The organism is Hylemonella gracilis, assembly GCF_004328645.1.
GTDB classification, from domain to species: domain Bacteria; phylum Pseudomonadota; class Gammaproteobacteria; order Burkholderiales; family Burkholderiaceae_C; genus Hylemonella; species Hylemonella gracilis_B.
Map to the genome: position 1 here is coordinate 2,562,583 of NZ_CP031395.1, position 13,117 is coordinate 2,575,699.

Consider the following 13,117-nt stretch of genomic DNA (forward strand, 5'->3'; position numbering starts at 1 on the left):
AACTTTTCCTAGCCTACCAAAAAACCCGAGGACTCCAGAAGGACACCTTATGGCTGGACACAGCAAATGGGCCAACATCCAACACCGCAAAGGTCGCCAAGACGAAAAGCGCGGCAAGATCTGGACCCGCATCATCCGTGAAATCACCGTGGCCGCCCGCACCGGCGGCGGTGACCCGACCGCCAACCCCCGCCTGCGTCTGGCCATTGACAAGGCCAAGGCTGCCAACATGCCGGCCGATCGCGTCAAGTACAACATTGACAAGGCCACGGGCAACCAGGAAGGCGTGAATTACGAGGAAATTCGCTACGAAGGCTACGGCATCGGCGGCGCGGCCATCATCGTGGACACCATGACGGACAACCGCGTGCGCACCGTGGCCGAGGTGCGCCACGCCTTCAGCAAGCACGGGGGCAACATGGGCACGGAAGGTTCCGTGGCCTTCCAGTTCAAGCATTGCGGCCAGCTCATCTTCGCGCCGGGCACCAGCGAGGACAAGGTGATGGAAGTCGCCCTGGAGGCCGGCGCTGACGACGTGGTCGCCGACGAGGACGGTGCCATCGAGGTGCTGACCGCGCCGGGTGACTTTGAGACCGTGAAGAACGCCCTGGAGGCCGCGGGCCTGAAACCCGAGGTCGCGGGCGTGACCATGCGTGCCGAGAACACCATCGAGCTGTCGGGCGAGGACGCGGAGAAGATGCAGAAGCTGCTGGACATCATCGAAGATCTGGACGATGTGCAGGACGTGTACCACAACGCGTCCTTGTGAATGAAAGTACTCGCGTGAAAGTTCTAGTGATCGGCGGCGGCGGCCGCGAACATGCGCTGGCCTGGAAGCTGGCCGCTTCGCCCAAGGTGCAGATGGTCTACGTGGCGCCGGGCAACGGCGGCACGGCGCGAGACAAGCGCCTGGTGAATCTGCCCCAACTGAGCGCGACCGACGCCAAGGCCTTGCGCGAGTGGGCGCAGCAGGAAAAAATTGGTCTCACGGTTGTCGGTCCCGAAGCGCCGCTCGCGGCCGGTGTGGTGGACGAGTTTCGCGCCCATGGCCTGCGCATCTTCGGCCCCACCCAGGCTGCCGCGCAATTGGAAAGCTCCAAGGCCTTCTCCAAGGCCTTCATGAAACGGCACGGCATTCCCACGGCCGAGTACGACACCTTCAGCGATCCGGTCGCCGCGCACGCCTACATCGACAGGATGGGCGCGCCCATCGTGGTCAAGGCCGACGGTCTGGCGGCAGGCAAGGGTGTCGTCGTGGCGACAACCCTGGCCGAGGCGCACGAAGCGGTGGACTTCATGCTGCTGGACAACAAGCTCGGCGTGACGCACAACGAAGGCGGCGCGCGCGTGGTCATCGAGCAGTTCCTCCAGGGCGAGGAGGCCAGCTTCATCGTGCTCTGCGATGGCAAGAATGTGTTGGCGCTGGCCACCAGCCAGGACCACAAGCGCCTGCTGGATGGCGATCAGGGACCGAACACCGGCGGCATGGGCGCTTATTCGCCCGCGCCCGTGGTCACGCCCGCGGTGCATGCCCGGGCCATGCGCGAAATCATCCTGCCCACCATCAAAGGCATGGAGAAGGACGGCATACCCTACACAGGCTTTCTCTACGCCGGCCTGATGATCGACGCTGAAGGCCGCCCGAAGACGCTGGAATTCAACTGCCGCATGGGCGACCCGGAGACCCAGCCCATCATGATGCGGCTCAAGAGCGACCTGCTCGACGTGTTGTTGGCCGCGACCGAAGGCAAGCTCGACCAAATCGAGCTGGAATGGGACCGTCGCATCGCGCTGGGCGTGGTCCTGGCCGCGCACGGTTACCCCTTGGACCCGCGCAAGGGCGATGTGATCACGGGTCTGCCCGTGGACGGTGAGGAGGGCGTGGTGTTCCATGCGGGCACCACGCTGGAAGGCGAAGGCAAGCAAGCGCAGGTGCGCGTGTCGGGTGGGCGCGTGCTGTGCGCCACGGCCCTGGGCGGGACGACCCGACAAGCCCAGATGCGCGCTTACGAATTGCTGGAGAGCATCCGCTTCGATGGCATGCAGTACCGCAAGGACATAGGCCATCACGCCATCCGCAAAGGTTGAGGGCCCGGGCCCGATCGTGTTTCATGAGTGATTTTTCCTCTCCGCACCCGGTGCAGTTTCCAGGCAGCGCGGTCGGTCGCTGGGTGCTGCGCCGCCTGGGCTGGCGCGTGCACTTTGAAGGCTTGCCCGCGCAGCAAGGTGTGCTGATCGTCTACCCGCACACCAGCAACTGGGACCCGGTCTTCGCGTACGCGGCCAAGTGGGCCATGGGCGTTCCCTTTCACTACTGGGCCAAGGCCAGCCTGTTCCGCATCCCCTTGCTCGGGGCCTGGTTGCGCTCCTTCGGCGGCATCCCCATCGTGCGCGGCAGCGGCGCGCAGGGCATGGTGAGTGACACCGTGGCGCAAATCAAAACCGCGCAGCAAAAAGGTGACTACTTCTGGCTGACGCTGGCGCCCGAGGGCACGCGCAAGTACATGCCGGGCTTGCGCAGCGGTTTCTACCGCGTGGCGGTACAGGCCGACATTCCCCTGGGGATGATGGTCCTGAATTACCGCGAACGCGAAGTGCGGGTCTTGGACTTCCTGCGTCTGAGTGGCGACGAGGCGACCGACATGGCGCGCATCGCGGCGGCGCTGGAGCCGCATGCGGCGGCCTACCACCCCAAGGACGCGGCCCCCATCCGTCTGCTCGACAGCGGCGCGGCGCGTGACGGGGACCAAGCCTGAACTCCGAGCCGAGCATGAACGCAGAAACAGCAAAAACCGATGTCCCGGCCGTGCGTGCTTACCTGCAAGGTTTGCAGCAACGCATCACGCAGGCCATCGAAAGTACCGACGGACAGGCGGTTTTCCTGGCCGATGCCTGGAAAAAAGAGCCTGGCGAGCCCTTGCAAGGCGAGGGTTTGACCAAGATCCTGGAAGGCGGCGCGGTGTTTGAGCGTGCGGGTTGTGGTTTCTCGCATGTGCGTGGGCCCAAGCTGCCGCCGTCGGCCACGCAGCACCGCCCTGAACTCGCGGGCGCACCGTTCGAAGCCATGGGTGTGTCGCTGGTGTTCCATCCACGCAACCCCTATGTGCCCACGGTCCACATGAATGTGCGCATGATCGCGGCCACCCCGACTGGGCGCGAACCGGTCTGCTGGTTTGGCGGCGGCATGGACCTGACGCCGTACTACGGCTTCGAGGAGGACGCGGTGCATTTTCACCGCAGTTGCCGCGACGCACTCGCGCCCTTTGGGCCGGATCTGCATGCCCGCTTCAAGCAGTGGTGCGACGAGTATTTCTTCCTGAAGCACCGCGATGAGCAGCGTGGGGTGGGGGCATCTTCTTCGACGATTTTTCCGAACTGGGCTTCGAGCACAGCTTCGCCCTGCTGCGCAGCGTGGGGGATGCCTTTCTGGGCGCCTACCTGCCCATCGTCGAGCGGCGCCGTGCCCTGACCCATGGCGAGCGCGAACGCGACTTCCAGCTCTACCGCCGGGGCCGCTATGTCGAATTCAATTTGGTCTGGGATCGCGGTACCCACTTTGGCCTGCAGTCGGGCGGACGCACGGAATCCATCCTCTTGTCCATGCCGCCGCTGGCCAGCTGGGCCTACCAGCAGACCCCTGAACCGGGTTCACCCGAAGAGGCGCTTTACCTCCATTTCCTGCCGCGACGGGACTGGTTGAAGGGCGTGGTCTGATGGCGCTCAAGGTCGGCGTGTTCGGTGGGGCTTTCGACCCGCCGCATCTGGCGCACCAGGCCCTGGCCGAGGCCGCCTTGACCCAGATCGGCCTGGATGTGCTGCACATCGTGCCCACGGGCCAAGCCTGGCACAAGGCGCGGACCTTGAGTGACGCCGCGCACCGACTCGCGATGTGCCGATTAGCCTTTGGCGACTTGGCGCAAGGCGTGACCCGACTGGTGTTCGATGAGCGCGAGATCCGCCGCGCCGGACCCAGCTACACCATCGATACACTGCGCGAACTGCGCACCGAGTATCCCGGCGCCGAATTCTTCCTGGTGCTGGGCCAGGACCAGGCCGAAGCCCTGACCAGTTGGAGCGACTGGCAGGCTGTGGTGGCCCTGGCGCTGATCTGCCATGCCGACCGTGATTGGGAAGGGCGGGCGCAGAGCTTCGCCCCTCCGCCTGAGCTGGCGCGGCGCTACCGCAAGCTGCAGATGCCGCTGATGCACCACAGTGCCACCGGGGTGCGAGCCGAAGTCGCGGCAAACCCCGAGATTCCTCCGGATTTGCGCTCGCTGGTCAGCCCTGCCGTTGCGAGTTATATTGAAACCCATCATCTTTACCAGACCACTTGATGAAGCCTGAAACCACGACGACCGACAACGCCGTCAAAAAAGACATCCAGAAACTCCAGCGTGCCATCGTCGATGGCTTGGAGGACGTGAAGGCCCAGGACATCCAGGTGTTCAACACCGAGCATCTGTCCCCCTTGTTTGAGCGTGTCGTCATCGCCTCTGGCACCAGCAACCGGCAAACCAAGGCCCTTGCGGTCAGTGTGCGCGATGCGGTGCGTGAAGCGGGTTTCGCCAAGCCACGCACCGAAGGCGAGGACAACGGCGAGTGGATCATCGTCGATTGCGGCCCGGCCGTGGTCCATGTGATGCAGCCGGCGATACGTCAGTATTACCACCTGGAAGACCTCTGGGGTGACAAACCCTTGCGCGTGAAGCATGGTGCCGAAAAACCTGTGGCCAAGGCGGCGCCAAAGAAGGTCGACGAGACCAGCGCCAAGCCCGCCAGCGCCAAATCCACCAGCCTGAAGCGTTCCAGTGCGGCCAAGAAGGGCGCGGCCGAAGCTTTCCCGTCCAAGGCCCAGCTGCAGAAGGCGGCGGGCAAGACAGCAGGCAAGACGTCCGCACCGTCCAAATCCAAGGGCAGCAAATCGCCGGCCCGCAAGGCAGCCAAGCCAGCCCCAAGGTGGTGAAGGTCAACGCCCCCAAGCCTGCGACCAAATCCGCAGCTAGCAAATCCGCTGCAGCGAAACCCACGGCCAAGAAGGCCCCGACCTCCAAATTGCCCGCTCAGAAAGCCGCAGCCAAAAAGGTGGTGGCCAAGAAGGCCCCCGCCAAGAAGGCAGCTGCCAGCAAGAGCGCGGTCCGCAAGCGCTGAGCCCGGGCCATGAGGCTGCTGATCGTCGCGGTCGGCCAGCGCGTGCCTGATTGGGCCCAGACCGCTTGGGACGATTACGCCAAGCGTTTTCCGTCTGAGCTCAAGGTGGAGCTCAAAGCCGTCAAGACCGAACCCCGCGGTTCGCGCACGGTGGAGCAGCTCATGGCGGCCGAACGCAAGCGCATCGAAGAAGCGCTGCCCAAGGGCGCGCGCATGGTTGCGCTGGACGAGCGTGGCACGGCGCTGACCACTGTTGCGCTGGCCGGCAAACTCAGGGACTGGCAACTGCAGGGTGACGACGTTGCCCTGATCATCGGTGGCCCCGATGGCCTGGAACCGGCCTTCCGCCAGGCAGCCCATGAGCGCATCCGCCTGTCCGATCTGACCTTGCCACACGCCATGGTCAGAGTGCTGCTGGTCGAGCAGCTCTACCGCGCCTGGTCAGTCAACGCTGGGCACCCTTACCACCGCGAATGAAAGGACCGGCATGCTTTGCGGCGTGCCGTGACCCCAACGCATGGCTGATTTCATCTACCTCGCCTCCCAGAGCCCGCGCCGTCGCCAGTTGCTGGAGCAACTGGGGGTGCGCCACGAACTTTTGCTGCCTGACGTCGACGAAGACGCCGAAGCGCTGGAAGTGGTGAAGCCGGGGGAGGCGCCCGCTGCTTACGTGCAGCGAGTGACGCAGCTCAAGCTGGACGCGGCCTTGGCACGCCTGCGGCGGCGTGGCCTGCCCGTCGCGCCCGTGCTGTGCTCGGACACCACGGTCGCCCTGGGGCGTCGCATCTACGGCAAGCCGGCCGACGAAGCCGATGCCCGGCGCATGCTGTGGGAGCTGGCCGGTGGTGTCGGAATCACGACGGCACAGGGGCGAGGCCGCACACACCGCGTGCTGACGGCGGTGGCCGTGGGGACTGCCCGCAAGCGGCAAGCCGCGCTCAGCGACTCCCGCGTGCGTTTCGCCGTCATGAGCCGTGCCCAGATCGCGGCGTACGTGGCCAGTGGCGAACCCATGGGCAAGGCCGGCGCCTACGCGGTGCAGGGCAGGGCAGCGGCCTACATCGAGCACCTCAGCGGCAGTTACTCTGGCATCATGGGCCTGCCGATGTTCGAGACCGTCGGCCTGTTGCGAGCCTTCAGGTTCACCCTCTGATTCATTTCCCCCTACGTCGTCATGGAAGAAATCCTCATCAACTGGTCGCCCCAGGAAACGCGCGTGGCCGTGGTGGAAAACGCCGCGGTGCAGGAACTGCATGTCGAGCGCACGGTGGAACGGGGATTGGTTGGCAATATCTACCTGGGCAAGGTCTCGCGGGTCCTGCCCGGCATGCAATCCGCGTTCATCGACATCGGCCTGGAGCGAGCGGCTTTTCTGCATGTCGCCGATGTCTGGCATCCGCCCGCCGAGGGCGAGACGCTGAGTGCCGCGCGTGCGGCGCAGCGCGAAACCCCTGAGCCCATCGAAAAGCAGGTGTTCGAAGGACAGTCCTTGATGGTGCAGGTCATCAAGGACCCGATAGGTACCAAGGGTGCGCGACTGTCCACGCAGATCAGCATTGCTGGCCGGCTGCTGGTGTTCCTGCCGCAGGACGATCACATCGGTGTGTCGCAGAAGATTCCCCTGGCCGAACGTGACGCGCTGAGACAACGCCTGCAAAAGCTCGTGAGCGACGCGGGTGGCGAGAAAAAAAGCGGCGGCTTCATCCTGCGCACCAATGCCGAAGAAGCAAGCGACGCCGAATTGGCCGAGGACATCGCGTATCTGCGCAAGACCTGGGTACGTATCAAGGAGGCCTCGCAACGCTTGCCGCCGAAGTCCCTGCTGCACCTGGATCTGAATCTGCTGCAACGCGTGCTGCGCGATCTGGTGGGCGAACGCACCGGCAGCATCAAAGTCGATTCGCGAGAGCAGTTCGAGGCATTGCGCGCCTTCGGCCAGGAGTTCATGCCCGGTGCCGCGACCAAGCTGGAGCTGTACAAGGGCGAACGCCCGATCTTCGATCTCTATGGCATCGACGAGGAAGTCGCGCGTGCACTTGGACGGCGTGTGGATCTCAAGAGCGGTGGTTACCTCATCGTGGACCAGACCGAGGCCTTGACGACGATCGACGTGAACACCGGTGGTTTCGTCGGTGCCCGCAATTTCGATGACACCATCTTCAAGACCAACCTGGAAGCCGCCGGTGCGATTGCGCGGCAACTGCGCTTGCGCAATCTGGGGGGCATCATCATTGCCGACTTCATCGACATGACGCGCGAGGACCACCGCGAGGCGGTGCTGGCGGAGTTCCGCAAGCAGCTTGCGCGTGACCGCGTCAAAACCATGCTGGGCGGTTTTTCGCAGCTCGGCCTGCTGGAGATGACGCGCAAGCGCACCCGTGAAAGCCTGGCCCACATGCTGTGCGAACCCTGCCCGCATTGCCAGGGCACCGGCCAGGTGAAAACGACCCGCAGCGTCGCTTACGAAATATTGCGGGAAATCCTGCGCGAGGCACGGCAATTCAATCCCCGCGAGTTCCGTGTGCTCGCCGCACCGCAGGTGATTGAATTGCTGCTGGATGAAGAAAGCCAGCACTTGGCTGGCTTGAGTGACTTCATCGGCAAGCCGATCTCGCTTCAGAGCGAGGCATCGATGTGGCAGGGGCAATATGACATTGTGCTGCTGTGATTTCTGCCGAATCGACAGGTGTTATTAAGTCAACCTGCCACGCCCGCTTTCCTGACTGACAAGGTCACGGTGACTTGTCGCGTCTGACGGCGCATTTCCTGCCGCTAGGACTGCTGCTCGGGACCAGGCGTGTCATGCAGGCCGAGTCGGTAGAGCCGGGCATACAAGCCGTTGCGAGCCAGCAATTCCGTGTGTGTGCCGGTTTCGGCAATGCGGCCATTGTCCATTGCAATGATGCGGTCCGCATGCTGTACCGTGGACAGGCGGTGTGCGATCACGATCGTGGTGCGCTGTGCCATCAGGCGCACCAGCGCTTCTTGCACCGCGCGCTCGGATTCCGTGTCCAGTGCCGAAGTCGCTTCATCCAGGATCAAGATGGGCGCGTCCTTATAGAGCGCTCTGGCAATCGCCAAACGCTGACGCTGCCCGCCGGAGAATTGGGTCGCGTTATGGCCGACCTGCGTATGTATTCCCTGAGGCAGGGTCTCGACCAGTTCACCCAGATTGGCCGCCTGCAAGCTGCGCAGCACGCGCGCCTCATCGGCATGCCGATCGCCGAACGCGACGTTGGCCGAGACACTGTCATTGATCAGGACAACATGTTGACTCACGAAGGCGTACTGGGCGCGCAGGGCTTGCAGATTCCATTCGGGCAGTGGGGTGCCATCCAACAGAATGCGCCCCTGGTTGGTTTCGATGAAGCGGGGCAGGAGGTTGACCAACGTGGTCTTGCCGGAGCCGGAAGCACCTACCAACGCTACGGTTTCCCCGGGCGCGATGGAGAGATCGAGGCTGTCGACCGCCGGACGTTGTGCGTCGGGGTAGGTGACGCTGACTTGCTCGAAACGGATCTCCCCCCGCGCCCGATGCTCCGGCGATGGTGGGCGATGCTCGCCCCCCGCTTCCAGCGGGGTCTCGTCGACTAGACGAATGGCCCGCTCCAGGGCGGCGAGCCCGTTCGTGAGTGAATTGGCCACGCCCGAGAGATGCTTCATTGGCGTGAGCAGCATCAGCATGGCGGTGATGAAGGAGACGAAACTGCCTATCGTGGCTTCGCCACGCACGCTTTGCATCAGCGCGATGCTGATGACCAGCGACAGCGCGATGGCCGCCAGCATCTGGGTCAATGGCGTCATGGCCGAGGATGCGACACGCGATTTGAATTGCAGTCGCAGCAGGGCGCGCCCCAGTTTTTCAAAACGCTGTTGCTGGCTCGCCTGTGCGCCGTGCAGTCGCACATCACGGTGCGCCAGCACGTTTTCCTCCACCACGTAAGCGAGCGCTTCCGTGGCACCAAGACTGGCGCGGGTGAGCTTGTACAGTCTTTTCGACACCGTGCGCACAACCCAGGCGATGGCGGGAAAGAGCAGGCCGACGATGAGCGTCAGTTGCCAGTTCACGTAAAGCAGGTAACTCAGCAACGCCACGATGGTGAGGACATCACGCGACGCGCTCATCAAGGTGGGGATCAGCTGACGTGTGCCGGATGTGATTTCATAGACGATCGTGTTGGTCAGGGCGCTGGCCGATCGGTCGTTGAACAGCGTCAGACGCGCATCGAGCATGTGCTTGAACAGATCACTGCGCAGATGAAACACGCCATTGCTGGTGATTTTGACCAAGGTCAGGTCAGCGATGTACCCCGCCAAGCCGCGCAAGCCGAACAACAGAATCAGCGCCAGCGGCACCAGCCAGGGATTGAAGGCGTCCGTCGCGAATCCATGATCCAGCAGCGCCTTCATCAGCGCGGGCAAGACGGGTTCACAAGCCGCGACCAACAGAGTGCACAGGATGAGGACCAGCCACGAGACTTTGTCGTGACTGAAATAGGGCCACACCCTGCGCAGACGGGCAAAGACGCTGGGCGCGTGAGCGGAAGTCGATGGGGAGGCGTTCATGCGATGTTGCGCTGACATCAGGCACCAGCAGGACTGGACTGCTGTGCGTAGGCTGAGCGGTTATAAACAGCTTAGTCTACCTGAAGGGTATGGGGATGATGGTTGGGGCTGTATGATTCCCGGCAAGTCAGGGGGCTGACTAGTGCCTGGTTCATCACAGCCGTTTGAAAGCCCGGGTCAGCATGAAAAGCCTGCGCATGCTGTCCCTCGGATGGGTTGACTTCAGCGTGGGCCAGTCGAACTGTCCATGCGCCCACCTGCTGTTCTACAAACGCAAGATGCCTGTTTCCAACTTTCTGACCCTTTGGGTGTGCTGAGCTATACGCATGTTGCATCGTATGCATGGATTCCGCCGGCTGATTGAAGTCGGGCTTTCTATTTGGTTGCTTGGGTTTGCTTTGCTTGCGCCAGCGCAAGCACAGTTCCGCGTCGAAGTTGCCGGCGTGGGTCTGACGCAGGTGCCGTTCTCGATCGCGCCCTTCCGTGGCGAGACTGGCGTTCCGCAGAAGATCAGCGCCATCGTGCTTGCCGACCTGGAGCGCAGCGGGCAGTTCCGCAACGTGGCCCTCAAGGTGGATGCATTGGACGAAAGCGCCCGCCCTGATCTGGGGGCGTGGCGCCAGGCTGGTTCGGATGCCCTGATCGCGGGCAGCGTGACGCGCATCGCCGATGGCCGTTATGACGTGCGCTTCCGCCTGTGGGACGTGGTCGCGGGCAAGGACCTTGGAGGGCAGAGCTTTCTGGTCACCGCGGCCGATCTGCGCTTGTCGGCGCATCGCGTGGCCGACTACGTCTATGAGCAGCTCACGGGAGAGAAGGGCGTGTTCTCGACCCGCATAGCCTACGTGACCAAGACGGATCAGCGGCACAGCCTCTGGGTGGCGGATGCCGATGGTGAAGCGGCGCAACCCGCTCTGTCCAGCCCCGAACCCATCATCTCCCCGACCTGGTCGCCTGATGGCCGGCAACTGGCCTATGTGTCCTTTGAATCGCGCCGTCCCGTGGTCTACATCCACGAGGTTTCCACGGGGCGTCGACGTCTGGTGGCGAGCTTCCGTGGGTCCAACAGCGCGCCTGCCTGGTCGCCCGACGGCCGCTTTTTGGCAGTGACCTTGAGTCGTGACGGTGGATCGCAGCTCTACACCCTGGATTTGAATAACCTCGCGGCAGAGCCTGTGCGACTCACGCGCTCCAACGGCATCGATACGGAGCCGACCTATTCCGCCGATGGACGTTTTATCTACTTCGTGAGCGACCGTGGTGGCAGTCCACAGATCTATCGTTTGCCTGCGAAGGGCGGCAACCCGGAGCGCGTGACTTTCACCGGGACGTACAACATTTCCCCCGCGCTGAGCGCTGATGGGCGTTGGCTGGCTTATATCTCTCGCATCAATGGCGAGTTCAAGCTGCAGGTGATGGAGCTCGCCAGCGGCGCCGTGACTTCGCTGACTTCAACGGTGTCCGACGAGAATCCAAGCTTCGCGCCGAATAGTCGCTTGCTGTTGTATGCAACCAAGCAGAATGATCGAGAAGCTTTGATGACCACGACCTTGGATGGTGCGATCAAGGCCCGTCTGAGCGGGCAAGGTGGTGATATCCGCGAGCCGGACTGGGGGCCCTTCGTTGGCGGCATCGGTGGTGGTGCAGCCTCGGCGAGTTCGGCGGAGGTTCAAGGTAGCGTTCAGCGCTGAACTGACCACTCCGTGGAAGGCTGCCATTGCCTTTCTGTGGTCATCCTTCCTGTTTTTCGTCTTTCCCTCAGCAACAGCCCAGATCGTCGGTATCCGGGCCTGTGTGGATTTCATACTTCTTAACATTTGTATTGACCCGTTTCGGGTAAAGTTCTTTCACTTTTTTGCAGCAAGGAGCCCATCATGATCAAACTCAAGTTCCTGGGAATTGCTCTGTTTTCCCTGATTTTGGCGGCTTGTTCGTCGGTCAGTCTGGATCCGCAGGCGGGTGGGGATGCAGCGACAGGCAGCCCAAGCAATGCGCCGGTTGCTGATGGTGGTGCGGTGGGTTCCGTGGCTCAGATCAGCACCGCACCGGAAGCCGTGACGCAGACCAGTAGTGCAACGGGCACGTCCCTGCAGGCGGCCGCCATGGCCGCCGGACGGTTGGTCTATTTCGACTACGACAGTTACGTGATCAAGCCTGAATTCCAGAAGTTGATCGAGGCCCAGGCACGCTATCTCGCGAGCGACACGGCTCTGAAGGTCGTTATTGAGGGACACACCGATGAACGCGGTGGCCGTGAGTACAACTTGGCGCTGGGGCAGCGCCGTGCCGAAGCAGTGCGCCGCGCCCTGGGCTTGCTCGGCGTGTCTGACGCGCAAGTGGAAGCCGTGAGCTTTGGCGAGGAAAAGCCGGTTGCAGAAGGCAGCAATGAGTCGGCTTGGTCCCAGAACCGTCGTGCCGAGATCAGCTACCGCTAAGCCAATCGGGCCAGCCGTTCGTTCGACATAGAGTGACAAGTCGGGGTTCACGGAGTTCATGAGGCCTTCTCGTCCTTTCAAATCTCGCCTTGCCGTGCTTAAGGCGGTGGGTGTTGTTTGCCTGAGTCTCGTCTGGGGACTGAGCACACCCGCGTTTGCTGCCATCTTCGGAGATGACGAAGCACGTGCGGCGATTCTGGAACTTCGTCAGCGTGTCGACGTCATGCGGCTGGATTACGAGCAGCGTGCGAATGTCCAGCAGGAGCAACTTCGGCGCTTGAGCGAGGAGAACATCCAGTTGCGCCGCAGCCTGATCGATTTGCAGACGCAGATTGACAATCTGCGGACCGACAACGCCCGCCTCATTGGACGGGACGAAGTCTCGGCGCGTGCTCTGGTGGATGCCCAGCGGCAGTACAAGGACGCCCTGGGCGCGCTGGAGGAGCGTGTGCGCGCGCTGGAGCCGGAACGGGTGAGCGTGGACGGACGCGAATTCCTGGTTGAACGCGCCGAGAAGCGTGATTTCGAAACGGGACTGGGGCTGTTTCGCAAGGGGGATTTTTCTGGTGCCCAGAATGCCTTCGCAGAATTCATCAAGCGTTACCCATTGAGCGGGTATGCACCGTCGGCCTTCTTCTGGTTGGGCAATTCGCAATATGCGACCCAGAACTATAAGGAAGCCATGGAGAACTTCCGTCTCTTGCTCAACCAATCGCCGGACCATGCGCGCGCGCCCGAGGCCGTACTGGCGATTGCAAATTGCCAGGTCGAGTTGAAAGACACGAAGGGTGCTCGCAAGACCTTGGAGGACTTGATCAAGGCCTATCCCAAATCCGATGCGGCCGTGACGGCGAAGCAGAGGCTGCCTCGCTTGAAAGACACCACGCCCGCAGTCTCGTCCAGTCAAGGCGGCAACAAGAAATAACTGGACGGCAAACCCGAGTTTCGCGCGCGGCCTTGCTGGTAGT

General features: G+C 62.7%; 12 protein-coding genes and 1 pseudogene. 12 read left to right on the plus strand and 1 reads right to left on the minus strand.

Annotated features, from left to right (window positions below; all coding sequences use genetic code 11):
* The first annotated feature begins 49 nt into the window (after positions 1-49).
* From DW355_RS12080 to rng, 9 genes and pseudogenes are all read left to right on the plus strand, one after another.
* Complete coding sequence (locus DW355_RS12080; protein WP_131280399.1) at positions 50-769, plus strand: YebC/PmpR family DNA-binding transcriptional regulator; 720 nt, start codon at positions 50-52, stop codon at positions 767-769.
* A gap of 14 nt (positions 770-783) precedes the next feature.
* Positions 784-2,088 (plus strand): phosphoribosylamine--glycine ligase, encoded by a 1,305-nt coding sequence (purD, locus tag DW355_RS12085; RefSeq protein WP_131280401.1) that lies wholly within the window; start codon positions 784-786, stop codon positions 2,086-2,088.
* A gap of 23 nt (positions 2,089-2,111) precedes the next feature.
* Positions 2,112-2,756, plus strand: a complete 645-nt coding sequence (locus tag DW355_RS12090) for a 1-acyl-sn-glycerol-3-phosphate acyltransferase (RefSeq protein WP_131280404.1) — start codon at positions 2,112-2,114, stop codon at positions 2,754-2,756.
* Between the two features lie 14 nt (positions 2,757-2,770).
* A pseudogene (hemF, locus tag DW355_RS12095) lies at positions 2,771-3,714 on the plus strand (oxygen-dependent coproporphyrinogen oxidase).
* Positions 3,714-4,334: a nicotinate (nicotinamide) nucleotide adenylyltransferase gene (nadD, locus tag DW355_RS12100; RefSeq protein ID WP_131280406.1), complete on the plus strand. Its 621-nt coding sequence runs from the start codon at positions 3,714-3,716 to the stop codon at positions 4,332-4,334. Before hemF ends, nadD begins: the two are co-directional and overlap by 1 nt.
* A complete protein-coding gene (gene rsfS / locus DW355_RS12105) occupies positions 4,334-4,963 on the plus strand; it encodes a ribosome silencing factor (RefSeq protein ID WP_242671138.1) in 630 nt (209 codons plus the stop codon). The genes nadD and rsfS overlap by 1 nt, the downstream gene beginning before the upstream one ends.
* Positions 4,964-5,157: 194 nt before the next feature.
* A complete protein-coding gene (rlmH, locus tag DW355_RS12110; RefSeq protein WP_131280408.1) occupies positions 5,158-5,625 on the plus strand; it encodes a 23S rRNA (pseudouridine(1915)-N(3))-methyltransferase RlmH in 468 nt (155 codons plus the stop codon).
* A gap of 40 nt (positions 5,626-5,665) precedes the next feature.
* Entirely contained in the window at positions 5,666-6,301 is a 636-nt protein-coding gene (locus DW355_RS12115) for a Maf family protein (RefSeq protein ID WP_131280410.1), read from the plus strand.
* Positions 6,302-6,322: 21 nt separating this feature from the next.
* Positions 6,323-7,816: a ribonuclease G gene (gene rng, locus DW355_RS12120; protein ID WP_131280411.1), complete on the plus strand. Its 1,494-nt coding sequence runs from the start codon at positions 6,323-6,325 to the stop codon at positions 7,814-7,816.
* A gap of 104 nt (positions 7,817-7,920) precedes the next feature.
* Here the strand turns inward: rng and msbA are convergent, their stop codons facing one another.
* Positions 7,921-9,714 (minus strand): lipid A export permease/ATP-binding protein MsbA, encoded by a 1,794-nt coding sequence (msbA, locus tag DW355_RS12125; RefSeq protein ID WP_242671139.1) that lies wholly within the window; start codon positions 9,712-9,714, stop codon positions 7,921-7,923.
* Between the two features lie 338 nt (positions 9,715-10,052).
* Between msbA and tolB the strand changes: the two genes are divergently transcribed.
* The 3 genes from tolB to ybgF all read left to right on the plus strand — a co-directional run bounded on the left by tolB (position 10,053) and on the right by ybgF (position 13,074).
* Positions 10,053-11,405 carry a Tol-Pal system beta propeller repeat protein TolB gene (tolB, locus tag DW355_RS12130; protein ID WP_242671377.1) on the plus strand — a complete coding sequence of 451 codons (1,353 nt, stop codon included), beginning with the start codon at positions 10,053-10,055 and terminating at the stop codon, positions 11,403-11,405.
* 183 nt (positions 11,406-11,588) lie between these two features.
* Positions 11,589-12,149: a peptidoglycan-associated lipoprotein Pal gene (gene pal / locus DW355_RS12135; RefSeq protein WP_131280414.1), complete on the plus strand. Its 561-nt coding sequence runs from the start codon at positions 11,589-11,591 to the stop codon at positions 12,147-12,149.
* Positions 12,150-12,207: 58 nt separating this feature from the next.
* Positions 12,208-13,074, plus strand: coding sequence for a tol-pal system protein YbgF (ybgF, locus tag DW355_RS12140; RefSeq protein ID WP_131280416.1), 867 nt, complete (start codon positions 12,208-12,210; stop codon positions 13,072-13,074).
* Positions 13,075-13,117: the final 43 nt, after the last annotated feature.

Excerpts from the sequence above, each read along its gene's own strand:
- DW355_RS12090 (WP_131280404.1), top strand. The coding sequence starts at position 2,112 with ATGAGTGATTTTTCCTCTCCGCACCCGGTGCAGTTTCCAGGCAGCGCG.
- rlmH (WP_131280408.1), top strand. The coding sequence starts at position 5,158 with ATGAGGCTGCTGATCGTCGCGGTCGGCCAGCGCGTGCCTGATTGGGCC.
- DW355_RS12080 (WP_131280399.1), top strand. The coding sequence starts at position 50 with ATGGCTGGACACAGCAAATGGGCCAACATCCAACACCGCAAAGGTCGC.
- msbA (WP_242671139.1), bottom strand. The coding sequence starts at position 9,714 with ATGAACGCCTCCCCATCGACTTCCGCTCACGCGCCCAGCGTCTTTGCC.
- ybgF (WP_131280416.1), top strand. The coding sequence starts at position 12,208 with ATGAGGCCTTCTCGTCCTTTCAAATCTCGCCTTGCCGTGCTTAAGGCG.
- tolB (WP_242671377.1), top strand. The coding sequence starts at position 10,053 with ATGCATGGATTCCGCCGGCTGATTGAAGTCGGGCTTTCTATTTGGTTG.
- nadD (WP_131280406.1), top strand. The coding sequence starts at position 3,714 with ATGGCGCTCAAGGTCGGCGTGTTCGGTGGGGCTTTCGACCCGCCGCAT.
- DW355_RS12115 (WP_131280410.1), top strand. The coding sequence starts at position 5,666 with ATGGCTGATTTCATCTACCTCGCCTCCCAGAGCCCGCGCCGTCGCCAG.
- rsfS (WP_242671138.1), top strand. The coding sequence starts at position 4,334 with ATGAAGCCTGAAACCACGACGACCGACAACGCCGTCAAAAAAGACATC.
- rng (WP_131280411.1), top strand. The coding sequence starts at position 6,323 with ATGGAAGAAATCCTCATCAACTGGTCGCCCCAGGAAACGCGCGTGGCC.
- pal (WP_131280414.1), top strand. The coding sequence starts at position 11,589 with ATGATCAAACTCAAGTTCCTGGGAATTGCTCTGTTTTCCCTGATTTTG.